The 25,987-nt window shown below is 70.7% G+C and carries 21 protein-coding genes; 7 read left to right on the top strand and 14 right to left on the bottom strand.

Annotated features, from left to right (window positions below; all coding sequences use genetic code 11):
* Positions 1-114: 114 nt before the first annotated feature.
* The gene (locus ASE25_RS20630; RefSeq protein WP_157623554.1) at positions 115-3,441 is read right to left on the bottom strand and encodes a hypothetical protein; all 3,327 of its coding nucleotides are present in this window, start codon (positions 3,439-3,441) and stop codon (positions 115-117) included.
* Positions 3,442-3,530: 89 nt separating this feature from the next.
* On the opposite strand from ASE25_RS20630, the gene ASE25_RS22560 reads away from it, so the two are divergent.
* Positions 3,531-3,773: an NUDIX hydrolase gene (locus tag ASE25_RS22560; RefSeq protein ID WP_082623016.1), complete on the top strand. Its 243-nt coding sequence runs from the start codon at positions 3,531-3,533 to the stop codon at positions 3,771-3,773.
* Between the two features lie 679 nt (positions 3,774-4,452).
* On the opposite strand, the gene ASE25_RS20620 is transcribed toward ASE25_RS22560, so the two are convergent.
* The 7 genes from ASE25_RS20620 to ASE25_RS20590 all read right to left on the bottom strand — a co-directional run bounded on the left by ASE25_RS20620 (position 4,453) and on the right by ASE25_RS20590 (position 13,646).
* Entirely contained in the window at positions 4,453-5,037 is a 585-nt protein-coding gene (locus tag ASE25_RS20620; protein ID WP_157623552.1) for a hypothetical protein, read from the bottom strand.
* A gap of 138 nt (positions 5,038-5,175) precedes the next feature.
* Positions 5,176-6,099, bottom strand: coding sequence for a hypothetical protein (locus ASE25_RS20615; protein WP_157623550.1), 924 nt, complete (start codon positions 6,097-6,099; stop codon positions 5,176-5,178).
* 1,061 nt (positions 6,100-7,160) lie between these two features.
* The gene (locus tag ASE25_RS20610; protein WP_056776059.1) at positions 7,161-10,088 is read right to left on the bottom strand and encodes a vitamin B12-dependent ribonucleotide reductase; all 2,928 of its coding nucleotides are present in this window, start codon (positions 10,086-10,088) and stop codon (positions 7,161-7,163) included.
* A 94-nt stretch (positions 10,089-10,182) separates the two neighbouring features.
* Entirely contained in the window at positions 10,183-10,680 is a 498-nt protein-coding gene (gene nrdR, locus ASE25_RS20605) for a transcriptional regulator NrdR (protein ID WP_056776057.1), read from the bottom strand.
* Between the two features lie 494 nt (positions 10,681-11,174).
* Complete coding sequence (locus ASE25_RS20600; RefSeq protein ID WP_056776055.1) at positions 11,175-11,603, bottom strand: Crp/Fnr family transcriptional regulator; 429 nt, start codon at positions 11,601-11,603, stop codon at positions 11,175-11,177.
* Between the two features lie 130 nt (positions 11,604-11,733).
* Positions 11,734-12,999, bottom strand: a complete 1,266-nt coding sequence (locus ASE25_RS20595) for an MFS transporter (RefSeq protein WP_056827210.1) — start codon at positions 12,997-12,999, stop codon at positions 11,734-11,736.
* A complete protein-coding gene (locus ASE25_RS20590; protein WP_056827209.1) occupies positions 12,996-13,646 on the bottom strand; it encodes a helix-turn-helix domain-containing protein in 651 nt (216 codons plus the stop codon). Before ASE25_RS20590 ends, ASE25_RS20595 begins: the two co-directional genes overlap by 4 nt.
* Before the next feature lie 127 nt (positions 13,647-13,773).
* Here ASE25_RS20590 and ASE25_RS20585 point away from each other — a divergent pair, with 127 nt between their 5' ends.
* Positions 13,774-15,042 (top strand): ATP-binding protein, encoded by a 1,269-nt coding sequence (locus ASE25_RS20585; protein ID WP_082619787.1) that lies wholly within the window; start codon positions 13,774-13,776, stop codon positions 15,040-15,042.
* Here ASE25_RS20585 and ASE25_RS22555 read toward each other — a convergent pair.
* From ASE25_RS22555 to ASE25_RS20570, 4 genes are all read right to left on the bottom strand, one after another.
* On the bottom strand, positions 14,948-15,631 hold the full coding sequence (locus ASE25_RS22555; RefSeq protein WP_082623014.1) for a hypothetical protein: 684 nt from the start codon (positions 15,629-15,631) through the stop codon (positions 14,948-14,950). The two genes, ASE25_RS20585 and ASE25_RS22555, sit on opposite strands and share 95 nt — an antisense overlap.
* Positions 15,628-17,370, bottom strand: a complete 1,743-nt coding sequence (locus ASE25_RS20580) for an alpha/beta hydrolase (protein WP_157623546.1) — start codon at positions 17,368-17,370, stop codon at positions 15,628-15,630. The genes ASE25_RS22555 and ASE25_RS20580 overlap by 4 nt, the downstream gene beginning before the upstream one ends.
* Positions 17,371-17,405: 35 nt before the next feature.
* Positions 17,406-17,711 (bottom strand): hypothetical protein, encoded by a 306-nt coding sequence (locus ASE25_RS20575; protein WP_056827207.1) that lies wholly within the window; start codon positions 17,709-17,711, stop codon positions 17,406-17,408.
* 267 nt (positions 17,712-17,978) lie between these two features.
* Positions 17,979-18,392 carry a LysM peptidoglycan-binding domain-containing protein gene (locus tag ASE25_RS20570; RefSeq protein WP_056827206.1) on the bottom strand — a complete coding sequence of 138 codons (414 nt, stop codon included), beginning with the start codon at positions 18,390-18,392 and terminating at the stop codon, positions 17,979-17,981.
* 228 nt (positions 18,393-18,620) lie between these two features.
* On the opposite strand from ASE25_RS20570, the gene lexA reads away from it, so the two are divergent.
* Together lexA and ASE25_RS20560 are read left to right on the top strand one after the other, a co-directional pair.
* Positions 18,621-19,346 carry a transcriptional repressor LexA gene (gene lexA / locus ASE25_RS20565; RefSeq protein WP_056776043.1) on the top strand — a complete coding sequence of 242 codons (726 nt, stop codon included), beginning with the start codon at positions 18,621-18,623 and terminating at the stop codon, positions 19,344-19,346.
* 133 nt (positions 19,347-19,479) lie between these two features.
* Entirely contained in the window at positions 19,480-20,391 is a 912-nt protein-coding gene (locus tag ASE25_RS20560; protein WP_056827205.1) for a hypothetical protein, read from the top strand.
* Between the two features lie 3 nt (positions 20,392-20,394).
* Here the strand turns inward: ASE25_RS20560 and ASE25_RS20555 are convergent, their stop codons facing one another.
* Together ASE25_RS20555 and ASE25_RS20550 are read right to left on the bottom strand one after the other, a co-directional pair.
* The gene (locus ASE25_RS20555; RefSeq protein WP_056827204.1) at positions 20,395-21,438 is read right to left on the bottom strand and encodes a phosphotransferase; all 1,044 of its coding nucleotides are present in this window, start codon (positions 21,436-21,438) and stop codon (positions 20,395-20,397) included.
* Positions 21,422-22,384, bottom strand: coding sequence for a Sir2 family NAD-dependent protein deacetylase (locus ASE25_RS20550; RefSeq protein WP_082623013.1), 963 nt, complete (start codon positions 22,382-22,384; stop codon positions 21,422-21,424). The genes ASE25_RS20555 and ASE25_RS20550 overlap by 17 nt, the downstream gene beginning before the upstream one ends.
* A gap of 84 nt (positions 22,385-22,468) precedes the next feature.
* Here ASE25_RS20550 and ASE25_RS20545 point away from each other — a divergent pair, with 84 nt between their 5' ends.
* The 3 genes from ASE25_RS20545 to ASE25_RS20535 all read left to right on the top strand — a co-directional run bounded on the left by ASE25_RS20545 (position 22,469) and on the right by ASE25_RS20535 (position 25,584).
* Entirely contained in the window at positions 22,469-23,416 is a 948-nt protein-coding gene (locus ASE25_RS20545; protein WP_056776035.1) for a LysR family transcriptional regulator, read from the top strand.
* A gap of 66 nt (positions 23,417-23,482) precedes the next feature.
* Positions 23,483-24,064, top strand: coding sequence for a peroxidase-related enzyme (locus ASE25_RS20540; protein ID WP_056827203.1), 582 nt, complete (start codon positions 23,483-23,485; stop codon positions 24,062-24,064).
* A complete protein-coding gene (locus ASE25_RS20535; protein WP_056827202.1) occupies positions 24,061-25,584 on the top strand; it encodes a gamma-glutamyltransferase in 1,524 nt (507 codons plus the stop codon). The genes ASE25_RS20540 and ASE25_RS20535 overlap by 4 nt, the downstream gene beginning before the upstream one ends.
* The last annotated feature ends 403 nt before the right edge of the window (positions 25,585-25,987 follow it).

The raw sequence follows: 25,987 nt of genomic DNA, 5'->3' as shown, positions 1-25,987 counted from the left end.
CCAGGCGTGGGCAGCCGCGTTTGCGAGCGACGAGCCCGGGCACCTAAACCAGAGCCTGCGCAGGCACCGGTCCTGCCGTCAATGAAACAAGTAGCCGCGTCGAGGACGGTCGTTTCAGCCCTTCCCCGGTTCTACCAAGGCGATGGCGTCGGCCAACCGTCCGCGTCCCGACACGACGGGTGCCTGGTTCACCGACTCCACTTTCGGGGCCGGAACCGCCTGTTGCGCCAGGGCGCGGTCCATCGTCTCGATGCTCTGCTGCGACAGGACCCAGCCAAGCGGGGCCGTGACTGCGGGAACGGTCGACTCATGGACGAGGACCACCGAGTGCCGGCGCCAGCCCTCGACCGCGGCGCGTACCGCGGCCACGTCCTGCCCTTCGGGAAGGATGGACTCGGCCGAGACCAGCCGTTCGGCTTCGCGCAGCAGCGCCGGGGTGTCGACGAGCGAGGCCTTCGCGCGCCCGGTCGTGCGCTGGGGCACGAGCAGCTCCGGTGTCTTCTGCGGGGGCTCGGCTCGCAGGTCGGTGCCGGTGCCGTTGTCGAGGTAGATGACCACCGGCACGATGAGGTCAGGCTTGGCGCTCTGGAGCGCGGTCGCGTTGTGCGCCTGGACGAGCGCGAGCCATTGAGGGGCGAGGTCGACGATCGTCTTGATGCCGGAGTTCTCGACGTACCCGCCGTCGACGAACTGCTGAGCCAGCTGGTCCCCGCACGGGCCCGCGACCCCGCTCGGGGTCACGAACGGGAAGCGGGACGCGAGCAGCGCCGCGGTCGCAGCCGTCACCGGTCCCAGGCACAGGTCACCCGGGCGCGACCGCGCGCCGCCCCCGGCGGTGGACCGGTCCGTGCGGAGGGTTTCGAACAGGTCGAGGGTGTGCCCGGCCGGGGCGGAGGCGGAGTCGCACTCGGCGTCCGGGTTGGTGCTCAACGCGATCTGGCTGATCCACATGCGGCACCCGTCCGAGACCCGGGTGGAGTTCAGCACCAGGGCGCCGCTCCGGCTCGAGGTCGCGGCGTCCCGGCCCTGCTCGGTGGTCGGGAGGAAGGGGACGCCCAGCCCGGACGAGTTCGCCCAGGACTGTTCCATCAGGGCGCCGCGGTCCCGCCAGACCGGGTTGGTGCTCCCCGGTTCCAGCTCGTGGGCGGGGGTCCCGAAGATCGGTAGCCCGGTCGCGGCGTAGAGCAGGTCCCGGACGAAGAGGCCGGCGGTGGCCTGCCCGAGCGCGTCCGGTCCGGCCATCTTCAGCACGCCGTCGCGGGCCGGGCCCTGACCGGCGAACCGGGCGACGGTCACCCCGACGGCGCCGCCGCTGGCGCCGCCGGCGAGCAGCGGGCTGGCGCACTGGGACGGTGGGCCCGCGGCCCAGGTGATGTCGTCCGCCTCCGCGTCCGCGCCTGCGGAGGCGGGCACGGACGCGGAGGTGCTCAGCAGGTCCAGGGCTGCCGCCGTCCAGTAGGCGGCGCGGATGCCGCCACCCTCGGCTGCCACGAGGAACATCGGGCGGACCGTGATCGTGCGTGACCCGGACCCGCTGGACACCTCGTGCTTGCACTCGGCTGTCGCGGTCACCCAGTGGTTGAACGCGGTCGTGAAGTCCCACCGCGCCGTCAGTGCCGCTGAGGTCGTGGCCGCTGCGGGGGCTTTGGCCGTGGCTGTTCCCGAGGCCATACCCGTGGCCGTACCCCTGGCCGTGCCTGTGGGCGTACCCGTGGGCGTACCTGTGGGCGTAGCCGGGTGCGGTGTCCGGACGAGGCCGTCGATGCCGTGCAGGTTCGCGTCGTCACCGAGCGTCGAGGTGAAGAACAGCGCCGCGACGATGATCGTCGTGACGGGGACGGCGGGAGTGTTGATCGGTTTGAACCAGAACACCTCGGGGCTCAGCTTCAGCTCGAGCAGGACGACCGTGCCCCCGAGGACGAGGCACGCGGCCAGCAGGGCGAGCGCAGACGTGCCGATCACACCGACGTGGTCGGCGAACCTGTCCGGCGCGAGGCCGATCGCCAGCAGGAGCACGACCCCGGCTGCGAGGACACCCAGCCGGGCCGGGAGGCTGGCGGGAGTGGGCAGCGCCGGCGACATGATCCGGCGCAGCGTCGCCGTGACACCCGGCGCTGACTCGGGCAGCTCGGTGACGGTCACCAGGTCGGTGACCCATCGCATCAGGGGCCAGACGGCCACGGCTCCGGCGGCGCCGACGAGCAGGCCCACCGCAGCCCAGCCGGCCGTGATGGGTGTCCCGGCCAGGTAGAGGGCCACGATTGAGGTGTAGGACCGCACCAGCCCTAGGGCGGCGATGACGATGGCGGTCGTGGCGATGATGTCGCCGGCGCGGGCCACGACCGCCTTGGTCGCCGCCGGCGGTGAGCCGAAGCTCGGCCTCGGGAACCAGTCCGACCCGGAGGGTTGGCCGGTCGCGTCGAGACGCCACCGGATCACGGCGGACGCCGCCGCGATGAGCACCGGGATCCCGACGAACAGGATCAGCGGCCACCACAGCAGCCCCGGGATCTTCGTCCAGGTCGCCGACCCGTGCACCAGCATCACGACCCAGCACAGGAGCACGAGGGCGGGCACGATGACGACGAGCCACAACGACGCCCGCATCGGGTCGGTCGCGGTGGGTGTCGGCGGGTGCCACACCGTGGCGGACCGGAGCCGTCCCAGGGCCAGGAGGCTGACCGCGACGAGGACGACGACGATGGTGGCGGCCACGGCATGCCCGAACCCGTCGAGGAGCCAGCGCCGCTGGACGTCGGGGAGCTGGTCGAGCAGGTCGTTTCCCGGCATCACCCCGATGACGGCGAGCGGCACCACGGCCAGCACGGAGAACCGCTGCCGGTACGTGGCTACCACCCAGCGACCCAGCCGTCGCCGGTAGGCGGTGTCCTCCCGCGCCCGGTAGAACACCGTGACGAGCGCCGCCACCAACGCGAGCGTCTTCAGCAGCGTCGCCGCGTACAGCACCCACGACAGGACGTTCGCGACCCCCGAGGGCGCGCTGGCACAGCGGGTGACGACGAGGGCGAGGACGTCCTCGAGAAGGTCGAACCCGGCCATGAAGGTGACGGCGACCGCGAGCGCTTTCCACGAGGTGCGTTTCGCGGTCCGCGCGGCCCACAGGTAGAGCAACACGAAGGCGATGTCGAGGAGCAGGTAGATCGTCATCCACGTGGTCCGCGCATCCGCGAAGGCGCCGGTGAAGTGCGCGCCCCACCCTTCTCGTGCCGGCAGGCCGAGGCCCATCAACGTGGTGGCCGGCCAGGACCGGCCTTCGGTGTCGAGCACCTCTCCGGTGAGCCGGTTGAGCTCGGACATCATGAGGAACAGGACGGCCAGGGCCGATGCCACCATCCCGACGCGGATCCGCATCCGGATGGACGAGACTGGTGCGGCGACCTGGACCATCGTGACCCCCTTGGTGGTGGAGCGAGCAGTCACCTCACAGCATCGCGTGGAACCCGCGCAGGTAATCCCGAAACGGACAGAAGGGCCCGGAACGGCGTATGGCTGAAAGTCGCTGACCTTGAGTGACGCGGCGCTCCTGGCCGTTGAGCGCCGGTCAGCCTGGGTTGAGCCCAGTGCGCCAGCCGCGCGACCCCAAGAGCGGGGACGAGTGCTGGTACCCAGTCGGCGGTGGCCTCGAGCAAGGCGAAACCGCCCAACAGGCCGCCGTCCGAGAGGCCGCCGAGGAGACTGGGATCAAGGAGTTGCCCGCTGGCCATCCGGTCTGGTCCCGGGATCACACCTATACATACAACGGGCGTGAGTAGAGGTCCACGACGACTGGCTGCTCCATCGCGTCATCAACCTCCACGCTGCTCCCGCCGCGCTGACCAAGTACAAAAGGAGCTCAATCTTCGGCTTCCGCTGGTGGTCGATACCGGAGCTGAGATCGAGGACCGAGACCGTGTTTCCGCCGCGCCCTGGACAGCGGTTCGCGGATCTTCTGCACAGCGGAGTCCCCCCAACACCGATCGACATCTCCGAGTAGCCCGCGAGGGCCCGCGAAGGCCGGCAGACAGGAGCTCGTTGAACGTCCTCTTCTGCCGCTCTGAGGGCGACTACGATCGCCCGACCATGCCGCTCTGAGGGCGGCACGTCCGACATTGCTGCTAGGGGTCACGCCGGCTCCGACGGGCGACCCGCCACGGCGCTGACAAGAGATAGGCGGCGAAGAAGGCCCAAAACGCCGAGTTCAGCCAGTAGACCAAGCCTCCGTCGGTGACAGCCTGCCAACCGTAAGAGACTGCCAGCACTACGGCGATGATGCCGAAGACAGTGATGGCGCGCCGACTCATGGTCTAAACGTAAGGCAACTGTCCGGTCATGCCGCTGTGCGGGCGTGGGTGCGGCCAAGGCCGCCCGGTGTTGTTCCGAGGCGCAAGAAGGCCCTGGCGTCAAGCTGCTGGTGTGGCAGGACGAACGAGCGTCCTGCCACACCAACTGCGTTCAGCCTCCGGAGGCGGTGGCCGACGTCCGTGGCGTGCACGGTGCCGGGGCGCATACGGCAAAGCCGTTGGTGACTTCCTCCGCATAGTGACTGCCGGCGTAGTCGTACTCGACCTTGGTCCTTGGCCAGAGCCACTGCCCATCTTTGGTCACCTTGGCCACAAGGAAGAGCTCGACTTGGCCGTCCGAGGCAGCCGTCATCTCGAAGCCCTGCAAGGGTTTCGCGTGGTTCGACCACTCCTTTGCAGGCCAAGACCCCGCGCCGAGATAGCCGGTGTCGAGTGCTGCGATGTCGACGACGACGGCCGGCTCGAACAAGATGCCGTCGCCGGTTTCCTCCGCCGCGGGTACAAGTTCCGCGGACAGGTTCGTGATGGGACTGCCGCCTTCGTTCGTCATGACGTTGAAGCCGTAGGCGACCATCTGCCCGACCTTCGACTCCATCGTGACCACTGCGTCGCCGCCACGTATACGCAACGGCCCATCCTTGAGGTCAGAGCCGCTGCAGCCCGCCAAGGCCGGCAGCAGCGCCAAGACACCCACGACGGCTGCGCGACGGATCACCTGGCGGGCTACACGCATCATCAGACGATGTTCTGGGAGTGGATGATGCCGGGGTTGGTGGCCTCATCTCCGGTGATCCCGCAAAGCCAAACGCCGCGACCGCGCTTGCTGTCCCAGTGCATGTCCATCTTCGTGGAGTAGCCCGACGTGCCGCCCAGGTTAAGGTACGGCGTCGACACGGCAACGGAGGAGCGGGTCGCTCGGGACGAGGAGATCGTGAGGCCGGTGCCGGCCGGGTATGTGCCCCTTCTGGTAGCGCATGTCGGTCCTGATCCACGCGTGGAACGCTGTCGTGTGGCTGCTGGTCACCGCAGTGCTCAGCGAGTTGCCCACGTGCGCGCTCCCGCTGATGGACCAGGCGGAAGAGCCCCACGACTTGGCGCCCACGTCGATGTCGGAGTCGGCCGTGGTGCCGTACTGCCAGTACGAGTCAGCGTTGGAGGCGTTGTGGTGCTGTCCCAGGCGCGTCGAGAGGCGGTAGGTGGTGTCGATGACGTACTGGCATCCATAGGCGGTGGCCGTGGTCGCCGTCGCGACGCCGTTGACGGCCTTCGGCGTACCGTTGAGGAGCTTTCCCTTGGTGTCGTAGACGTACTGCACGTTGACAGGGCCGGCGAGGTCTTGGCGTTCCTTCGTCGACCAGGCGTGGTTGTGCCAGGCGCGGGAGAAGTTCTGGCTGGTCGTCCCGGACGCCGAGTCGACCGTGAGCTGGAAGTTCACCCAGCCGTCATTGCGGTTGGCCTCGGCGACCATCTTGTCGTTGAGCGTGGCCGTCAGCTGGTATCGGCCGTTCACGTCGGTTCGCCCCGCTGAGAGGACCACGGGCGTGATGACATCGCCCGTGGCCGCCGTGTCGAGACCGGGGTACCAGATCAGCTTGACGCTGGCTCCGGCGATGACGCCTTGGCGTTCGCTGGACTGCAGGAGGATGGTCTCGGTGTTCAGCGCTCCTGTGGAGCGGCTCACCTCCCCGGCGGCAAGGACGTTCCCCGACGGCGGCTGTGCCAGCGGCGCCGACTGCGCGGCCGGTGCGGCATGCGCACCAACCGCTCCAGCCGTCGCCAGGAGTGGGCCCACGAACATGATGACGACTGAACGCGTCACTCTCATATGAAGAAACTCCCCTGTGACGAGGGTCCCCTGTAGACCCCTGCCCGCGGCAGACTGCTGTACGCAGCAGAAGTCGGCAACCCGAACGCTCGGATTTTGCCAAGCCCATACCATCAGCCCCGGACGGCCAACGTCACCACGCAGGCGGAGCCGGACTCCGCGGTTTGCGCCGCTGCACCCTGACGGCGATAGGGATGCGCACGGAAGAGACGCGAGCATGACGCGATTTCGCCCCATCGGGCGCTCGGACGTCACGTGCGTAGGACGACTGCCTCGTCCGACTTGGGCCGATCGGTAGCGCTCAGTAATGCGCCTTTGGAGGTCGACGGGGAGCGCTTAGAAGTAAATGAACGGATCGGCGAGTTCTCCCTACAGGGGAACCAGTGGTTCCGGTCCGGACGACGGGCACAGCTTCGCGAGGTCGTCCTACAGCCGAGCACGCAAGGTCGGGTGAAGCGGCTTCTCCGGTATGAGCGCGACCTGGCCTCCGACCGCGCGCACGAGCACGCATGAGATCCTCCGGCGCCCCTGAAGTGCAGCGCCACTCGGCCACACCTGCTTGAGCGCGTCATCGAACCAGTCACGCAGTTCCGGCTCGACGAAGCTGCCAAGCCTGTTGTTGCAGCTCGCGCAGGTCACCGTCCTGCGCTGGCCGCCGGTCCTCCTGGGGCGCGTGCTCGCGCGTGCCTCTCTCGAGGGACCTGGGACAAATCGGGCACTTGCCGAAGTCCCGGAATGCGGCAGTCGCGAGCCCCACGGCTCGGCACCGCAACCCGTCGGACGACACGCGAGTGATGGCCTGCTGCACCCCCGTTGACCCTTCGAGCGTTATCTCGTGCACGGGAGCGAGCCCCTTCGCGCTCCCGGGCGATCGTCGGCCGACGACGGAGCTGACCGTTGCTACCGACTGGGGCGGCACCGAATCCGGTGCCGCCCCAGTGCGGTCACGTCACGCTGAACGAACTTGCGACATACGTGACCAAGAAGTCGTCAATCGCGATCTAGCCGCTCGTGACACTTTCTGACCATCGACATCAGCTGCAGCCGCTGGTGCTTCCGCAACCCTCGCAGACGTAGCAGGAGCCGGCGGGGCGCATCTTCGTGCCGCACGTCATGCAGATCGGCGCGTCGGCCGTGATGCCGCCGAACTTCTCGAGCAGCTCGGCCGAGCTGTGCACGTCGCTGGAGATCTCGCGGGCGGAGGCAGCACCCGCACCCGACTTCACCTCGGCGGCCGCGGCCGGAGACTCGGCGTGGGCCTCCTCGGCCTTGTGCTCGGCCTTCTTGGAGACCGGGGCCGACTGCTGGAGCGACTCGAGCTCGTCCTCGAGGTCCTCGTCGGACTCGTCGGACTCGATGGCCTCGTAGGAGCCGGTCTCGACCTGGCGCGCCCGCTCCGACGCCGTGTGGATGCCCATGAAGGAGCGGGTGTCGAAGTCGAGGTAGTCCAGCGCGAGGCGGCGGAAGACGTAGTCCATGATCGACTGCGCCATGCGCACGTCCGGGTCGTCCGTCAGGCCGGCCGGCTCGAAGCGGAGGTTCGTGAACTTCTCCACGAACGTCTCCAGCGGCACGCCGTACTGGAGACCGATGGACACGGCGATCGAGAAGGCGTCCATCACGCCGGCCAGGGTCGAGCCCTGCTTGCCGAACTTGAGGAAGATCTCGCCGAGCTGCTGGTCGTCGTACGTGCCGGCCGTGAGGTATCCCTCGGCCCCACCGACGGCGAACGACGTCGTCTGCGAGGTGCGACGCTTGGGCAGGCGGCGACGGACCGGGCGGTACTCGATGACCTTCTCGACCTTGACCTCGGCGGCAGCAGCCTCGGCAGCGGCCTTGTTGTCCTTGGCCGTCGAGCCACCGTCGGACAGCGGCTGACCGACCTTGCAGTTGTCGCGGTAGATGGCGAGCGCCTTGATGCCGAGCTTCCAGCCCTGCATGTAGACGTCCTGGATCTCCTCGACCGTCGCCGTCTCCGGCAGGTTGACCGTCTTGGAGATGGCACCGGAGAGGAACGGCTGCGTCGCGGCCATCATGCGCACGTGGCCCATGGCCGAGATCGAGCGCGCACCCATGGCGGTGTCGAAGACCTCGTAGTGCTCGGGCTTGAGGCCGGGGGCGTCGATGACGTGACCCTTGTCGGCGATGTACTCGACGATCGCCTCGACCGTCTCGCCGGTGTAGCCCATCTTGCGCAGCGCCCGCGGGATCGTCAGGTTGACGATCTGCATCGAGCCGCCACCGACGAGCTTCTTGAACTTCACGAGCGAGAAGTCCGGCTCTATGCCGGTCGTGTCGCAGTCCATCATGAAGCCGATGGTGCCGGTCGGGGCCAGCACCGACGCCTGGGCGTTGCGGTAGCCGTGCTTCTCACCGAGCTTGACGACGTCGTCCCACGCCTTCGTCGCGAGCTTGTGGACGTCGGAGTCCATCGCGTCGAGCGTCTTGATGTTGTCGTTGGCGGCCTGGTGCTTGCGCATGACCCGCTTGTGGGCGTCCGCGTTGCGGGCGTAGCCGGCGTAGGCGCCGACGACCGAGGCCATCTCGGCGGAACGCTTGTAGGCGGCACCCGTGAGCAGCGAGGTGATCGAGGCGGCGAGCGCGCGGCCACCCTCGGAGTCGTAGCCGTGGCCGGTCGCCATGAGGAGCGCACCGAGGTTGGCGTAGCCGATGCCGAGCTGGCGGTAGTTGCGCGTCGTCTCGCCGATCGGCTCGGTCGGGAAGTCCGCGAAGCAGATCGAGATGTCCATCGCGGTGATGACGAGCTCGACGACCTTCTGGAAGGTGACGGCGTCGAACGTGTCGTCGTCGCGCAGGAACTTCAGCAGGTTGAGCGAGGCGAGGTTGCACGAGCTGTTGTCGAGCGACATGTACTCGGAGCACGGGTTGGACGCGGTGATGCGGCCCGTCTCGGGATTGGTGTGCCACGCGTTGATCGTGTCGTCGTACTGGATGCCCGGGTCGGCGCACTCCCACGCGGCCTTGGCGATCTTGCCGAAGAGCTCACGGGCGTCGACGGTGTCGATGACGGAGCCGTCGCTGCGCGAGCGCAGCCCGAACTCCGTGCCGTCCTCGACGGCCTTCATGAACTCGTCGTTGACGCGGACCGAGTTGTTGGCGTTCTGGTACTGGACGGAGACGATGTCCTTGCCGCCGAGGTCCATGTCGAAGCCGGCGTCGCGCAGGGCGCGGATCTTGTCCTCCTCGCGCGCCTTCGTCTCGACGAACTCCTCGATGTCGGGGTGGTCGACGTCGAGGACGACCATCTTGGCCGCACGACGCGTGGCGCCGCCCGACTTGATGGTGCCGGCGGACGCGTCGGCACCGCGCATGAAGGAGACGGGACCGGAGGCCGTGCCACCGGAGGAGAGCAGCTCCTTGGAGGAGCGGATGCGGGAGAGGTTGAGGCCGGCGCCGGAGCCGCCCTGGAAGATCTTCCCCTCCTCCTTGTACCAGTTGAGGATCGAGTCCATCGAGTCGTCGACGGCGAGGATGAAGCAGGCCGAGACCTGCTGCGGGCTCTTGGTGCCGACGTTGAACCACACGGGCGAGTTGAACGAGAAGACCTGGTGCAGCAGGGCGTGGGTCAGCTCGTGCTCGAAGATCTCGGCGTCGTCGGGCGAGGCGAAGTAGCCGTTGCTCTTGCCGGCGGCGACATAGGTCAGCACGACGCGGTCGATGAGCTGCTTGAGCGAGACCTCACGGGCGGCCGTGCCGACGGCGCCGCGGAAGTACTTGGTGGTGACGATGGTGCTGGCGTTGACCGACCAGAAGTCGGGGAACTCGACCCCGCGCTGCTCGAAGATCGTCTCGCCCGTCTTCCAGTTCTGCTGGACGACGTCGCGCTTCTCCCACGTGACCTCGTCGTAGGGGTGCACACCGGGCGTGGTGTAGATGCGCTCGATCTTGACGCCCTTGGCGCCTGCCTTCGAGCGTGAGCTGCGGTTACCGATCTCCGTCATGTCGTGCGGCCTCCCTGACCGAATCTGCTGCTGGTTTCAAGTGTTGCGTGGGGCACCGACAGGGCGGGTGTCCCGGACGTGCTGTGGAGGGTGGTTACCGCTGGACGTCGAGCCGGGACGGAGCCGTGGGCTCCTCCCCCAGCGCGTCGTGCTCGGCTCGAAGGAGCGCGATGGCTCCCTCGAAGTCCTCGAGGCTCTCCCAGGCCTGGTAGACACTGGCGAACCTGAGGTATGCGACCTCGTCGAGCTCGCGGAGCGGTTCGAGGACGGCCATGCCGACCTCGTGCGCCTCGATCTCGGCGTTTCCCTGCGACCGGATCGCCTCCTCGACCTTCTGGGCGAGAAGGGCCAGATCGTCCTCGCTGACGGGCCGCCCCTGGCATGACTTGCGCACGCCTGAGAGGACCTTGGCCCGGCTGAACGGCTCGGAGGCCCCCGACCGCTTGATCACGTTGAGGCTCGAGGTCTCGAGCGTCGTGAAGCGGCGGTTGCACTCGGGGCACTGGCGCCGGCGCCTGATGCAGGCGCCGTCGTCGGTGGTGCGCGAGTCGATGACCCGCGAGTCGGTGTGGCGACAGAACGGACAGTGCACGTCTGGTCACCTTCCCTTCCCCGAGACCCAGTCGTTCAACGGTTCCAAGCCGTCCGGTATGCCGTCCCGAGCCCGTCCCAACCCCCGCCCGGTGTTCGTGGGACCGGTCGGGGCTGGGGATGGATCTGGGGATGACGTGGGGATGACCTGTGCGTAACCCCCGTTTGCCTGGGGACTACATGTGGACGTCTTACATCTGTGTAACTACTAGATGTAGGGGTAACTGTAGGCATGGTGTGACCCCGATCGCAAGCACGTGCGCGAGGTCCGGCGCGTCGCGTCCCTGACCTGCACAAACGTCACTCCAGTCCCAGGCGTCCCGGCGTGTCGCGAGGCATCCATCCCCAACATCTAGGGGTGGCCGGCGCCGCCCACTCCCCCATCTACGGGTTCACGAGCGTATGCCGCCTGGCCGCGACCGCGACGATCGGGCCCCTCCGGGCACCACGGCCGTGAGACCCGGCCCGGTGCGCGGGGTCGGGTGGCGCCGTCGGTCAGCGAGCCGCGGCCTCGCCGAGCTGCACCTCGAGCTGGCGCACGCGGGTGACGAGCCCCTTCAGCAGCAGGACGGCGGTGTGCGGGTGCTGGTCGATGAGGTCGGTGAACGCGGCGGGCGAGAGCCGGAAGGCACTGAGTCCGTCGGGGCCACTCGTGACCGTGGCCGTGCGCCCCGACCCGTCGATGAGCGACATCTCACCGAAGTAGTCACCCTTCGACAGCGAGCCGACTCCTCGGCCGTCGACGTCGACGTCGGCCGTCCCCTCGAGCAGCATCACCATGCCGGCGCCCCGGTCGCCCTGCTTGACGACGGGTACGCCGGGGCCCACCTTCACCGTGGAGCCGCGCGCGATCACCTCTTCGACGAGGTCGTCGGGCAGCTCGCAGAAGAGTTCGACGGCGCAGAGCGAGTCCTTCAGGCTCATGAAGTGCCTCCCACCTCGTGGCCCACTCGCGGGCCGGCCCTTCGACGGTAGCCCTCGTCGGAGCGTGCGGGTAGGCATTCGACGAAGACGAGGAAAGACGTTCCGGGAGGGCAGAGCACGCGCCCGTCGCTCAGCTCAGCCGCGCGATGCCGGGTCGGGTCGCGAACCACAGGCAGAGCACCGACATCGCCGCGCCGAAGACGACGGCGGCCGTGAGGACCGAGGTGCCCGCCGCGAGCGCACCGAAGGCCGGGATCGCGAGCGGCACCAGCGCCATGTCGCCGAGGCTCGAGACCGACGAGACGCGCCCGAGGTGGCTCGGCGCGATGGTGCGCTGGTACGTCCCCGAGAGCCACACCGACGCTGCACCCGCCGCGACCCCGATGAGGAGCATCGACGCCGACAGGACGGCGCGCGAGCCGACCCCGGTGCCCGCGATGCAGACACCCTGCCCGACGAGGGCGGCAAAGCCGGCGCGAGCCGGGCGGGCCACCCGCGACCGGATGCCGACGACGCTGCCGGAGATCGCCCCCACGGCGAACGCCGCCTCGGCGGCGCCGAGCCAGCCCGGCCCCCAGCCGGAGCTGCTGACCCGCAGGGCGATCCCGAGGGCGATGACCGGCGACACGAAGACGTTGAGGGCCGCGAGCCCGAGGACGAGCAGTCGGGCCGACTCGTCCCCGCGCAGGTATGCCGCCCCGTCCCTCAGGCTGGCCGTCCACGACGCGTGGGGCAGCCGGGGCATCCGGTAGCGCGGGCGCACCACGCCCGCGAGGACGGCGGCGATCGCGGCGAAGGTGACGGCATTCGCCAGCATGGCCCCGGCAGGGCCGATCGCCGCGACCGCGACACCTCCCACGGGCGCACCCAGCAGGCGCGCGACGCGGCCGCCGATCTGGTTCCAGCCACTCACGGTCGCGAGGTCTTCAGGGCGCACGAGCTGGCGGGCGAGCGTCGCCCCGGCCGGCAGCGTGAGCCCGGTGGCGGTCCCGAGCAAGACACCCATCGTGACGAGGAGAGGTGCGCCCCTGACCCCGGCGGCCCACGCGGCTGCGCCGCCGAGCAGGACCGCCGCCTGGACGAGCCGTCCGGTGACGAGAATGCGCCGGGTGTCCCACCTGTCGGCGATGACCCCGCCGAGGAGGACGAAGACGGCCTGCGGCAGCGTCTCGGCGCCCAGAACCACGCCCGCCATGGTCGGCGACAAGGTGTGCACGGCGGTCCAGGCCAGCGCCACGGTCCACACGGCGTCGCCGAACCACGACAGCGCCATCGCGCCCACCCAGGCCTGGACCATCCGGTCGCGGGTGACGGGCGGTGGCGCAGCGCCGATGAGGGACGGCTCGGTGGCGGGTGGGGACGCCGAGACCCGCGCCGGCCCGGTGCCGGCGCTCACGGCTTCACCGGTCCGCTCGGGAAGACGCGCGCCGAGACCCGGACCGGCAGACGCTCGGCGTCGGGGTGGACCTCCACGTCGGCGCGGCACTCCTCGCTCCACTCGACGACGAGCGCAGTGAGCCGACGGCTCAGCTCGCCCATCTGGTCGACGGTGGCGGCCGCCAGGGTGTCGGTCGCCACCGACGCGTGCCGCACCTCGGCCGGTGCCGACTCGCCCTCCGCGAGCCACCGCTGGACCGCGCGCACGTGGTGCCGGAAGTTCTCGGCCTCAGCCGCCCCGGCGATCCGCCGCGCGACGGTCCCCTCGCCGTAGTCGGTCGCGTCCCACGAGAGCTGTCGGGGACGACTGCGCCACCAGCTCTCCCGGGTGTCTCGGGCCAGCTCGGGCGCCGGCTCGACGAAGCCGTAACGGTGCAGCGTGCCGAGGTGGTGGCTCACCGATCCGACCGCCAGGCCGGTGCGCCGTGCCAGCTGACCGACGGTCGCGGGGCCCTCGACGGCCAGCAGCTCGCACAGCCAGCGGCGGGTCGGATGGTGGAAGGCGGTGAGCACGTCGAGCAGGGCGTTGCCCGTCTCGCTGCCGAGCGTGTCGGTGGAGGCGGGGCTCGTGGCGGCATGGCGCTCGGAGGCGGTGCGTCGTGGCATGCACCCAGCCTCGGGCGGGCACCGGCTTTTGCACAAGAGTTCTTGTATGACTTCGGTGATGCCGAGAACGTGACGCGGCAGGCCCGGGTGCTTGCCCCGCACGCCGTCATGACAGAGTCTTCCCATCGTGACAAACCGGACATCATCAGCGGACGTCCTCGACCCGACCCGGCGACGCGAGGACGCACTGGCGGGCTATGACGTGCTCGGCAACGCTCCCGAGCGCGAGCTGCAGGCCCTCGTCGACATCGCGGCGCAGGTGTGCGCCGTCCCCCGGGCTGCGATCAACCTCATCACCGCGACCCACCAGCAGCAGATCGCCACGACCGGCTTCGCCGCCGCCATCTGTGCCCGCGAGGACTCGATGTGCGCCGCGGTGCTCGAGCACACCGACCGCGTCGTCGTGCCCGATGCCAGCCTCGACGCCCGGTTCCGCGAGAACCCTTTCGTGACGGGCGTCCTCGGGACCGTCCGTTTCTACGCGTCAGCGCCACTGACCACGCCGGACGGCGTCATCATCGGTCGCCTCTGCGTCTTCGACTCCCAGCCACGCGCGCTCGACGAAGCACAGGAGGAGGCCCTCGTCGCCATCGCCGAGCGCGTCGTCGACGTCCTCGAGCTGCGCCTGCGCACCCGGGAGCTGGAGGACTCGCTCGCGGCGCTCACCGAGACGAGGGACGAGCTCCACCGGTCCAACGAGGCTCTGTCGGTCTTCGCCGGACAGGTGAGCCACGACCTGCGCACGCCGCTCACCGCGATCATGGCGAGCACCGAGATGCTCGGCCAGCAGCCCGCGGTCGCCGAGGACGAGTGGTCCGAACGCCTCGTCGCCACGGCCTTTCGCTCCGCCACGCGCATGGCCGGGATGATCGAGCAGATCCTCGCCCACGCCCGCGTCGGAGCCGAGCTGCACCGCAGCGACACCGACCTCGACGACGTGCTCTCCTCGGTGCTCGAGGACCTCGACCCGACGCTCACCGCACGGTCGGCGACCGTCACGACGGGGGCACTGCCGACCCTGCCCGCAGACGGGCAGCAGCTCTACTCGGTGCTGCTCAACCTCGTGTCCAACGCGGTGAAGTACGCCCGCCCCGGCGTCGCGCCCGTCGTGGAGATCTCGGCGGTGCGGATCGACGGCTCGTGGCGTCTCTCGGTGCGCGACAACGGGATCGGCATCTCGGCCGCCGACCGTGAGCGGGTCTTCGGCCTCTTCAACCGCGTCGAGACGTCCGTCGACGGCAGCGGCATCGGCCTGGCCACGGTCAAGCGCATCATCGAGGCTCACGGTGGGTCGATCGGGATCAGCTCGGTGGACGGTCCGGGTACGGACGTGTGGTTCGAGCTGCCGGCCGAGCTCCCCCGTCGGGACGAGCACGACGGTCCCGGCGGCGACTGACCGGACGTCGCGCCCGGGCGAGGACGACGAGCGCGACGAGGAACGCTGTGGGTGCCCTGACATCCATGAGGAGCACCTGCACGACCGTGGCGACGTAGGTCCAGAGGGCGGAACCGTCGTCGAGAGCGTCCCCGACGGAGAAGGCTCCTGAGCTCTCGGCGCTCACGAGCAGGGCTGCTCCGGCGACGGTCGCCACCTCGGCCACGGCCGCGAAGGCGGCCCACCGCAACCGCGGCACGACGGACCCGGTCGTCCACGTCGCACACGTCGGGCGCGTCGGCAGGAGGGGGCCGCCCGTGTCGTCGACCTCCACGCCTGCGTCGACGAGCGGTTGCATCCCCGGCCGGGACAGCGCAACCGCCAGGACGACGCCGAAGCCGACGACGCCCAGCAGCGCAGTGGGCGACAACGCGTCCAGGGCACCGTCGCCGGCAGCCGTCCCGCCGTCGGTGATCCAGCCGACCGCGACGTAGGGCAGAGCCTGGAGCACCGCGAGCCACCCGCACGCCCACGCGACGAGGCGATCGCGTCGGGCGGACCCGGCCATCCCGTTGAACAAGCGGGTCGGGTCGTCGTCGAACGAGGTCACGGGACGAGCCTCGGCCAGCTCAGGGGGTCGGTCCCGAGGCTCGGTCCGGTCGTCGTGCACGCCCTCTCGTCGATGCCCTGGAAGACCCGCAGGTCGGGACGACCGGCCGCCACGGCGACGAGGTTGCGCGCGCTGTCGGTGCCGGCCCGGAGGTAGTCGGAGTGACCGGCGGAGGTGCGACGGACGTCGACGAAGTCGGATCGTGGGTGGAGCCAGTGGTTGCAGCCGGTCCCGGTCTGCTTGAGGGCGAAGGTCGAGAGCCGGCTCGCGCCCACGACGTCCGCCGGCGCCGTGCCGTGCACCATCCAGCCGTAGGCGAACACGTCGTCCCCGACCGCGCCGAGGACGTTGAGGGAGCCGGGTTTGAGGGCGGTGTGCGCCACGTCCGAGAACGGCAGGCCGGGCGCACCGAAGACGGCGACGTCGTCGATCGCACTCGTGCGAAGCGAGGCGTGGCCGGCGAGAGTGCCGCCGTAGGAGTGGGCCCAGACCGTCTGGTGGGCCGGACGGTCACGGGAGGCCTCGACACCGGTCACGAAGTCGGCCAGCGCGCCGGCGTTGTCGCGGGCCAGCTTGCCGTTGAGGACGTTCCGGTCGACCGACGTGATGATCTCGTGGACCTGCGGCGCGTCGTAGCCCATCCACGTCACGAGTGCGACGTCCTCACCGCGCGCCACCGCCTTGGCCTCCGAACGCATCCGCACGAAGGTGTCGTCGTAGCGCCGGAGATCGGCCCCGACCATGGTCGACAGGCCGCCGACGAACGTGACGACGTGCTCGGCCCGGTCGACGTCGCCGATCGCGACGGCCGCCTTGACGTCGGGTCCGTTCGCATCGACGAGGAGCAGACGCCGGGGTCCACCGTCGCGACGCCCGAGCACGTCGCGCACCGCCTGCAGGGCCGCCACGTGCTCGGCCGAACGGGTGCGCTCGGCGGCATTGCTCGCAGACGCCGCCCGCTGCGCCTCCCGCTCGCGGGTCCAGGCAGTCTGCTCCGCTCGGCCGAGCAGGACGAGGTTGGCCTCGTGGCGAGCTGCGGCCGGCACCCCGTCGCGAGGACCCACCCAGTCCGGCCGCTCACGGGTAGCGCGGCGTCGCTCCTCGTCGGTCAGGGACCGCCACCAGGCGGCCGAGGCGAACACGTGACCGCCGACCCCGGCACTCGTCGAGGGTCCCGCCGGCGGAGGTGGCAGCTGCGGGACCAGCTGCGCGGCAGTCCCCGGAGACGCCGTCGCGCCACGGGCAGCGGTCAGCAGCCCTCTCCACAGCTCGTCGTCGGTCTGGCTCGCGGCCTGTCGGGCCCGCGCCAGACAGGAGTGCACCTCGACCCTCAACAGCTCGTCGAGCCGTGCCCGGTGCGCTTCGCCTACAAGGTCTCCGAGCGACGCCCGCACGGGAAGGAAGAGCCGACCCTCGCCGTCGACCCAGGCACCCTCGTCGGCGGCCCGACGGTCGGCGCGACCGACGAGGTCGAGCGCCGACTGCAGACGGGCCGCGGCGTGCCCGACCGCGTGACCGGTCACCGCGATGCTCCCCGCGAGCCTTCCGAGGCCGGCGACGACGAGGCCGTAGCGGTCGGCGGCCGCCGAGGAGGCCGCGCCTGACCAGCGCGGTGCGGCGGAGCGACGCCACAGCACGAGCTCCGCGAGTCCGAGGACCCGGAGGCGATGCTCCTCGAGGCGCCGGCCCACCTCGAGCAGGGACTGCGGTCGGCAGGCCCGGACGTCGGCGACGGTCATGGTCAGCGGAGCACCGGCACCCGCCACACCAGGTCTCATGGGGTGCCGCCGGACGACGACGACCGCAGGGCCTGCCGAGACGCCTGCTCGACGGCGTCGTAGGTGTCGGCGGCCGCGGCGAGGCAGCGGCCCAGCTCGCGCAGCTCCCAGCGGGTCCCGGCCAGCCGCGCCTCCCACGCCGCAGCGACCCGGCCGAGCCCGCCGGCGACACGACCACCGGGGATCGCCCCACCGAGTGGCCGCAGCTCGTCGCCGATCCTCAGCCGCTGCACCCGCGCGAGCACCTCGCCGACCGAGGCGGCGTCGTCGCGCAGCGCGTCGGTGTCCACGTCGTAGCGCATCCCCTGCTCCCTTCCGAGGACAGCCACGCTAGGCAAGGCGTCCGAGGACTCGAGCCCGTCATCCACAGGGGTCGGGAACGGCAGGTGCGGGCACAGCAGGACGCCGCACCCCCGTCAGGGGTGCGGCGTCCGGGGCAGGAACGGCGGGGTCGAAGCGCCGCTACCGCCAGCCGCTGAAGGTGGAGCCAACGCGGCGGATCGGAAGGGCCGGGACGGGCGCAGCCGGACACACGGCATACGTCCTCGGCCGGCCCAGGAGGCCCCGGGTCAGCGACCCGGGACGACGAGCTGCTGGCCGGCGTGGATCGAGGTGGTGCTGAGCGCGTTGGCGATCTGCAGCTCGACGACACCCTCGGCCGCGGTCAGCTCAGGCAGCTCGCGGGCGGCGATGCCCGACAGGGTCTGGCCGGACCGGACCGTGATCGTGCGCGGCTCGCCCGTGGCCGACGCGAGCTGACCGGCGAGTCCGACGCCTAGGAGGGAGACGACGCCCGCGACGAGGAGCGTCACGACGAGGCGACCGAAACACGTCAGGCGCATCGGCGGCCTCGCGGCACGTGCCGCACGAGCGGCCTCCGGCCCGGTGGGGACGAGGACGAGACGGGGCCGACCGGTCGGCTGCGACCGCGCGGGCTCCTCGGTGTGCGGCTGACGAACGGCCTCGAGGACGATGGCGCTCATGGTGACCTCCCCTTGCTCCTGATCTGGCGAACACGTGTTCGATAGAACGTCTGTACGAGTTGTAGCACGTATGTTCGATGAAGTCGAGACACGCATCGAACAGGTGTTTGGCAACTGTGTTCGAACTGCGTAGTCTTTCCTCACACCACAGACCTCACCAGCCACCACTGACACTGGCCGCACACCCAGCGTCACGACGCGGACTGACGAGCCGACGAAGGGGACACCATGGGCGTGACCGAGCTTCCCGATCGCGAGACCGGCGACGGTCTCACCGTCCGCCAGCGGCGGGTGCTCGAGGTCATCCGCAACTCCGTCGACCGGCGCGGCTACCCGCCGAGCATGCGCGAGATCGGCGACGCCGTCGGCCTCGCCAGCCCGTCGAGCGTCTCCCACCAGCTCAATGCCCTGGTCGCCAAGGGCTACCTGCGCCGCGACCCCAACCGGCCGCGGGCCCTCGAGGTCGTCTCGCCCGATGCGAAGGCCGAGGAGCTCGGCTACCGCGGCGGTGACCCGACCGCGCCACGTCCGCGGGGCGACCACTACGACACCGAGACCGACTCGGGCGACGCCCGCCCCGAGGCGTCCTACGTCCCGGTGCTCGGCCAGATCGCGGCGGGCGTGCCGATCACGGCCGAGGAGGTCGTCGAGGACGTCTTCCCGCTGCCGCGGCAGCTCGTCGGCGAGGGTGACCTCTTCCTGCTCAAGGTCAACGGCGACTCGATGGTCGAGGCCGCGATCTGCGACGGTGACTGGGTCGTCGTGCGCCAGCAGCAGCACGCCGAGAACGGCGACGTCGTGGCCGCGATGCTCGACAACGAGGCGACGGTCAAGACGTTCAAGCGCACCGACGGGCACGTGTGGCTCATGCCGCACAACCCCGACTTCTCGCCCATCGACGGCGACCACGCGACGATCCTCGGCAAGGTCACGGCGGTCCTGCGCCGGCTCTGACGTCGCCCCGCTCCCCCACCCGACGACGTATGCCGTCGGCGCCCTCCGCGCCGGCGGCATCGTCGCGTCCGGGAGGCGTATCGGACGCGACGGCGCGAGACTCTGACTCGTGAGTCCTGCGAAGGAGACCGCCATGGCACCCGGCCGCACCCGCGACGTCGTCTTCACCTACCGCTACCTGCGCGGCGCGATGATCGCCCTGCTCCTCATGCTGCTCCTCTCGGTCGGCTACCAGTGGTGGTGGGAGACCGACCACTCGTGCTGGCTCGGCTCGATCAGCGCGTACTACTACACGCCGGCGCGGACCGTCTTCGTCGGCTCGCTGTGCGCGCTCGGGGCCAGCCTCATCGCCTACAAGGGGCACTCGCCCGAGGAGGACGTGCTGCTCAACTTCTCGGGCTTCATGGCCTTCGTCGTCGCCATGGTCCCGACGGTGCCGGACGGGCGGTGCGGGCCGAACGCGTACACCCAGACCCCGGCCGAGATCGCCACGGCCGTGCGCAACAACATCTGGTCCCTCGTCGCCGTCGCCGTCCTCGCGGCCCTGGTGGCCGCCTGGCTCAAGCGCGGCGCGATGACGCGCGACCCGTCCGACCGGCCCACGGTGCGCTCGGTGGTCGTCTCGGCCGTCTGCGGTCTGGTGCTGCTCGCGGAGCTCACCCTCTTCCTCGTGCTGCGCGACCGGTTCATCGCACTGAGCCACGGCATCGCCGCGGGCACCATGGTGGCCGGGGTGATCGCCGTCATGGTCTTCAGCGCGCTGCGCGCCGAGGAGCGCCACCAGGGCACCGCCGGTGGCACCGGCGCGAGCGGAACGGTCTACAAGCGCATCTACATCGCGATCGCGGTCGCCCTGGCCGTCGCCCTGGGGGCGACGGTGCTGGCGGCCCTGACGGTGCGCGGCTTCGACCACCTGATCCTCATCGCCGAGGTCATCATCATCGTGCTCTTCGCCGCCTACTGGGGCGTGCAGACCAAGGAGCTGTGGGACCTGCGCGAGGCCGATGGCGCTGAGGCACGTTCGGCTCGGTCCGTGGCCGAATAGCCTTCAGGACAGCGGCGGCTCGTCACCGAGAGCGCCGAGCCACCACGTGCCGGCGTCGCCGTGCTCGACCGCCTCCTCCGGCGTCAGGGTCGCGGTGACCCGGAGCCACGACTCGGCGCGCCCGAGCCGCCCGAGCCGCAGCGCGGACGGCAGGGCCGAGCGCAGTGCAGCGACCGGGACGACGTCGCCCCAGACCTCGAGCGCGGCGTCCGCCACCCGCCTCAGCCGACGGTCGTCCGGGGTGGCGCCGAAGCGGTGGAGCAGCACGTTGAGCGGGACGAAGAGCGCGGACAGCGGGTGCGCGAGCACGGCATCACCGAAGTCGAAGAAGCGCATCCCGTGCGCCGTCGCGAAGACGTTGCTGGCGTGGAGGTCGTTGTGCACGAGGCTCTCCCGCAGGCCGAGACCCCCCACGTCGTCGGCCCACGCCGTGACCGCCGGCAGCAGCGCACGCAACCGGTGCGCGACGTCGTCGGCCATGCGGCGCGGGTCGTCCGGGGCCAGGGCCGTCAGGGACGCGACCCTCGCCTCGACGTAGGCCGCCGACTCGGCCGGAGGCAGGGCCGTGATGCCCGCGCCGAGGAGGTCCGCCTCGTGGCCGACGAGCTCGCGCTGGAGGTGCATCGCCTCGGCGGCGACCCGGCACCAGGCGTCGACGTCGTCGTCCGCGACCGTCAGAGAAAAGACCGGCCCCTGGTCGGGCACGAGGTGCAGGCCACGCTCGACGTCGGCCGCGGCGACCGGGACGACCCGGTGCGGCGACAGGCGGTCGAGCACGACGAGCAGGGCCGCCTCGAACGACTGGTGCGGGCAGTTCTGCTTGGCCCAGTAGGTGGCGCCGTCGGATGCGACACCGCGCCACACCGTCGACCAGGGGCGCTGGTGCACCGCGTCGAGCGACACGAGGTCGGTGCCGAGACCGCCCAGGACTCCACCGACCCACTCGCGCAGCTCGGCCTCGAACGCACCGGACGTCCAGCGGACCGACGGGCCGTCACCGGACTCCGGGAGGGCGGCATACCAAGGCAGTTCAGTGCCCGAGGGCATCGCGCAGCTCCGTCAGCGTCGGGCCGAGAGGTGCGTGGAGGCGCAGCGTCGCCTCGGCGTCGCCGCGCGTCGCCGACCGCGTGACGATCGCGACGGGCACGTCGCGCTGGTGCGCGCGACGGACGAAGCGGTAGCCACTCATGACCGACAGCGACGACCCGAGCACGAGGACGGCGCCGGCACTCTCAACGAGGGAGAAGCACTGCTCGACGACGGCCTTGGGCACCGACTCGCCGAAGAAGACGACGTCGGGCTTGACGGTGTCGTGGCCGCAGACGAGGCAGCGCGGGGCGTGGAAGGACTCGACGAGCGCGTCGGCGAGCACGATGTCACCGTCGGGCCGCACCTGCTCACCCCACTGCGAGCCCACCACGTGCGCCGCCTCCTCGAAGCGGTCCATGAAGCCGGGGTTGGCCTCGGTCATCCTCTCGTGCAGGCCGATTCGCGAGGTGTACTCGCCGCACGTGAGACAGACGGCGCGGTCGAGGGACCCGTGCAGCTCGATGACGTCCGTCGCGCCCGAGACCTGGTGCAGGCCGTCGACGTTCTGGGTGATGATCGGCCCGACGTAGCCCGCACGTTGCAGGTCGGTGACGACGCGGTGCCCCTCGTTGGGCGCGGCGGCGTTGAAGCGCTGCCAGCCGATGTAGCTGCGAGCCCAGTAGCGCCGACGGGCCTCGCTCGACCCCGCGAACTCCCCGTACGTCATCGGCTCGACCCGACGGGTCCCGTCGGGCCCGCGGTAGTCGGGGATGCCCGACTCGGTCGAGAGCCCCGCACCCGAGAGCACGACGACGCCGCCGCCACTGACGAGGCCGACGAGGTCGTCGAAGGTGCCGAGGTCGTGCGTCTGGAGCGGCAGGGTGCGCGAGGTGGAGAGCCGGGTCGTCGCCGGGGTGACCGCGGCGGCCGTCGACTGCGGTGGTATGCCGTTCGGCTGCTGCACCCGGCAAGCCTACGTGCCGCTCCGGCACCATGCTCGACCGACTGGATACAGCAGGATTCCATAATCATCGGTTATGATGAGGACATGATCGATGCTGCCGGCCTGCGGGTCATGAAGGCCATTGCCGACGAGGGAAGCTTCACGAGCGCTGCCAACGCGCTGGGCTTCACCCAACCGGCCATCTCGCAGATGGTCCGCCGACTCGAGCAGCGCACCGGGACCGTCCTCGTCGAGCGCTACGGGCGCCAGGTCCGCCTCACCGAGGCCGGTCAGGTGCTCGCCCGCCACGCCGTCGGTGTCCTCGCCGCCCTCGACGCGGCCGAGGAGGAGATCACCGCGATCGCCGGCCTGCGCGCCGGACGGGTCCGCCTCCAGGCCTTCCCCAGCTCGTCGGCCACGCTCGTGCCCCGGACGCTCGCCATCCTCAAGGCCCGCCACCCCGACATCACCGTCACCTTCACCGAGGCCGAGCCGCCCGAGTCGCTCGCTGCCCTGCGCAACGGCGACTGCGACGTCGCGGTCGCCTTCGCCTACGAGGGTGGCGACCTCGGTGAGCTCGAGGAGGACCTCTCGCTCCTCGTGACCCGCCGGCTCATGGACGACGAGGTGCGTCTTGTCGTCCCCGGCACGCACCCGCACGCGGGCGACGCGGCCGCCTCGCTCGCCGACTTCTCGGGCGAGGAGTGGATCGCCGGCTGCCCCCGCTGTCGGGGCCACCTCCTGTCGCTCGCCGACACCGCCGGCTTCCGGCCCAACGTGGCGTTCGAGACCGAGGACTACGTCGCCCAGCTCGGGCTCGTCACGGCCGGGCTGGGCGTGGCCCTCGTGCCGGACCTCATCCTCAACGCCGCCAAGCACGACGACGTCGCGACCCTGCCGCTCTCCCCTGCGTCGCGCCGCCAGATCCTCGCCGTGACGACTCCCGACCTGCAGCGCGTGCCTGCCGTCGCCGCTGCCCTCGACGCACTGTGCGAGGCGGCCGGCGCCGACCCGAAGGCCTCCACCGCCGAGCTCGTCGGCGCCAAGACCTGACGGCTGGGTCGCCGCGTGAGGGCGCGCCACGGGCGCTCGGCCCCCACGCGGCATACGGTGGGCCTCATGGGTGACCGCGAGCGCATCTCGTACCTGGCCGTGCCCGAGCGCGACGACGTCCCGGAGGGCGTGAGCCGCCTCTGGGACAAAGCACAGGAGACCGTCGGCTTCGTGCCCAACGTCTTCCGCGCTCAGGCGGTCAACGGCGAACAGTTCCTCGCGTGGTGGGGCTACTTCAACCTCCTCGTCAACAAGGAGGGGCACCTGAGCAACGCCGACCGCGAGCTGCTGGCCGTCGTCGTCAGCAGCGTCAACCGGTGCACGTACTGCGAGGTGAGCCACAGCGCAGCCCTCCGGGAACACACCGGAGACCCCGTGACCGCCGACCTCGTCGCCTCGAACTGGCGGCAGGCAGGGCTTGCCCGCCGTGAGTACGCGATGGCCTCCTACGCCGAGAAGCTGACTCTCCATCCCGCCGATGTCACCGAGGCCGACCTCGCCCCACTGCGAGCCGTGGGACTCGACGACCACCAGGTGGTCGAGCTCGTCCAGGTCGTCGGGATGTTCAACCTCACCAACCGGGTGTCGACGGCGCTGGGGTTCGTGCCGAACTCGGAGTACCACTCGAGCGGCAGAGCGACCTCATGAGCCGGGTGGCGCTCGCCGCTCCGGGTCCGGCGGCCCTGCAGGCCGGGCTCGAGGTGGCAGCCGAGGGCGGAAACGCCGTCGATGCGGCAATCGCCGCGTCCCTGGCGGCCATGAGCACCGAGCCCGGGGTCGTCAGCCTGATGGGTGGCGCCTTCGTCAACGTGTGGCTCGCCGGCGACGACCCCGTCGTCATCGACGGCAACGTCGAGATGCCCGGCCGGGGACTGGACCGGTCGGCCTTCGGCCACGGCGTTCGGCAGGTCCCCACCGACTACGGCGGCGGGGTGACGATCGGTGCGGGACACGCTGCGGTCGCGAACTCCGGTGCCGTGCAGGCACTCTCAGCCGCCAGGGACCGCTTCGGGAAGGTGCCGTGGCGGCGGCTCGTGGAGCCGTCGGCCCGCACCTGTCGCGACGGGTACCGGGTCGGCGCAGCCGCCGCCCTCTACCTCGGCATCGTCCGCGACACGCTCTTCGGCCACGACCCCGAGGCCCACGCCCTCGTGACAGGAGCCGACGGCGGACCGCTCGAGCCGGGCGAGACCTCCCTCAACGTCGACCTCGCCGACATCTTGGACCTACTTGCGGCACAAGGAGCCTCGCTCTTCACGACCGGCGCCGTCGGGCGCGTTCTCGTCGAGGACATGGCCGCGAACGGTGGGTTGATCACGATGGCCGACCTCACGGCATACGAGGCCGTGGTGCGTGCACCCACGATGCGGACCGTCGGCTCCTGGCACATCGCCCTCAACCCGCCGCCCTCCGTGGGCGGCCCGATGCTCGCGGCCATGCTCGGCCAGCTGGCGCGGCACGAGGACTGGACGTGGGCCGAGGTCATCGAGATCCAGCGCCGGGTCCTCGCCTACCGCCTCTCCGTCCACGACAGGTCCCTCGACCTCGACGCCGACGGCCACGCCCTCCTCGAGGCGGTGGAGCGACACGGGCTGGCGGGGCTTCCCACCTCGGCGTCCACCGCTCACGTCTCCGCCGTGGACGAGCACGGGAACGCGTGTGCCATCACGATGTCGTGCGGATACGGCGCCGGCATGGTGATCCCCGGCACCGGCATCCTGCTCAACAACGCCCTGGGCGAGCCGGAGCTCAACCGGCTCGGCATCCACGCTGTGCCCCCCGGCACGCGGCTCGCCTCGAACATGGCCCCGACCACCGGCCGCAGCTCCTCGGGCACCGCGCTCGCCGTCGGCTCACCCGGGGCGGACCGGATCACGACGGCGCTCATGCAGGTGCTCGGACGCGGACTTCTTCGCGGCGACGACCTCCAGCACTCGATCGACGCCCCGCGCTTGCACGTGCGGTTCATGGACGACGGGTCCCCACGCGTCGAGCACGAGCCGTCGGACGACATCGCGGCCGCGGTCGAGGCGAGCGGACTCCCGTCGCACCGCTTCCCAGGGCCGCACATGTACTTCGGTGGGGTGGGCGCAGCGGTGCTGGGTCCGGACGGGCTGGTGGCCGCCGGGGACGCGAGACGGGACGGGTCGGTAGGGGTCTCCTCCTGACCGGTGCGGTCGCCATCGCCACCAAACTCGGTGCGGACGTGGGCGTGTCATGCGATCCTCGTCGCACCCGGACGGTCGGAGGGCCCACGGAGACTCAGGGTGCCACGGCCATGCAGCGACGGCGACGAACCAGCTGGCTCCGCAGGCCGCTGGGTTGGGGTGCTGGGCGGCACGAGCACGGCGAAGGTGACCGTCACCCAGCTCGTGGACCATGTCGTCGTCACGCAGGCGACCTACCGCTCCTCGACCCGCGAGTGGCGCGTCGTCGGGACAGCGATCGGCCCGAGCTCCAGGTTCTGCCCTGCTCGTGGACCGACGGCTCCCGGGGGCAGGCGCGGGACGCGACGGCGCGATCCGGGTATCTCCAAGACGGTGCGCCGCGCCGCCCCATCCGACGCGCGGC

It is taken from the genome of Terrabacter sp. Root85 (assembly GCF_001429185.1).
Taxonomy (GTDB): domain Bacteria; phylum Actinomycetota; class Actinomycetes; order Actinomycetales; family Dermatophilaceae; genus Terrabacter.
This window is presented reverse-complemented; position numbering and strand designations above follow the sequence as displayed.

Coding starts and splice junctions, on each gene's coding strand:
- ASE25_RS20620 (WP_157623552.1), bottom strand. CDS start 5,037: ATGATGCGTGTAGCCCGCCAGGTGATCCGTCGCGCAGCCGTCGTGGGT.
- ASE25_RS20615 (WP_157623550.1), bottom strand. CDS start 6,099: ATGTTCGTGGGCCCACTCCTGGCGACGGCTGGAGCGGTTGGTGCGCAT.
- ASE25_RS20610 (WP_056776059.1), bottom strand. CDS start 10,088: ATGACGGAGATCGGTAACCGCAGCTCACGCTCGAAGGCAGGCGCCAAG.
- ASE25_RS20600 (WP_056776055.1), bottom strand. CDS start 11,603: ATGAGCCTGAAGGACTCGCTCTGCGCCGTCGAACTCTTCTGCGAGCTG.
- ASE25_RS20590 (WP_056827209.1), bottom strand. CDS start 13,646: ATGCCACGACGCACCGCCTCCGAGCGCCATGCCGCCACGAGCCCCGCC.
- ASE25_RS20580 (WP_157623546.1), bottom strand. CDS start 17,370: ATGACCGTCGCCGACGTCCGGGCCTGCCGACCGCAGTCCCTGCTCGAG.
- ASE25_RS20575 (WP_056827207.1), bottom strand. CDS start 17,711: ATGCGCTACGACGTGGACACCGACGCGCTGCGCGACGACGCCGCCTCG.
- ASE25_RS20570 (WP_056827206.1), bottom strand. CDS start 18,392: ATGAGCGCCATCGTCCTCGAGGCCGTTCGTCAGCCGCACACCGAGGAG.
- lexA (WP_056776043.1), top strand. CDS start 18,621: ATGGGCGTGACCGAGCTTCCCGATCGCGAGACCGGCGACGGTCTCACC.
- ASE25_RS20560 (WP_056827205.1), top strand. CDS start 19,480: ATGGCACCCGGCCGCACCCGCGACGTCGTCTTCACCTACCGCTACCTG.
- ASE25_RS20555 (WP_056827204.1), bottom strand. CDS start 21,438: ATGCCCTCGGGCACTGAACTGCCTTGGTATGCCGCCCTCCCGGAGTCC.
- ASE25_RS20545 (WP_056776035.1), top strand. CDS start 22,469: ATGATCGATGCTGCCGGCCTGCGGGTCATGAAGGCCATTGCCGACGAG.
- ASE25_RS20540 (WP_056827203.1), top strand. CDS start 23,483: ATGGGTGACCGCGAGCGCATCTCGTACCTGGCCGTGCCCGAGCGCGAC.
- ASE25_RS20535 (WP_056827202.1), top strand. CDS start 24,061: ATGAGCCGGGTGGCGCTCGCCGCTCCGGGTCCGGCGGCCCTGCAGGCC.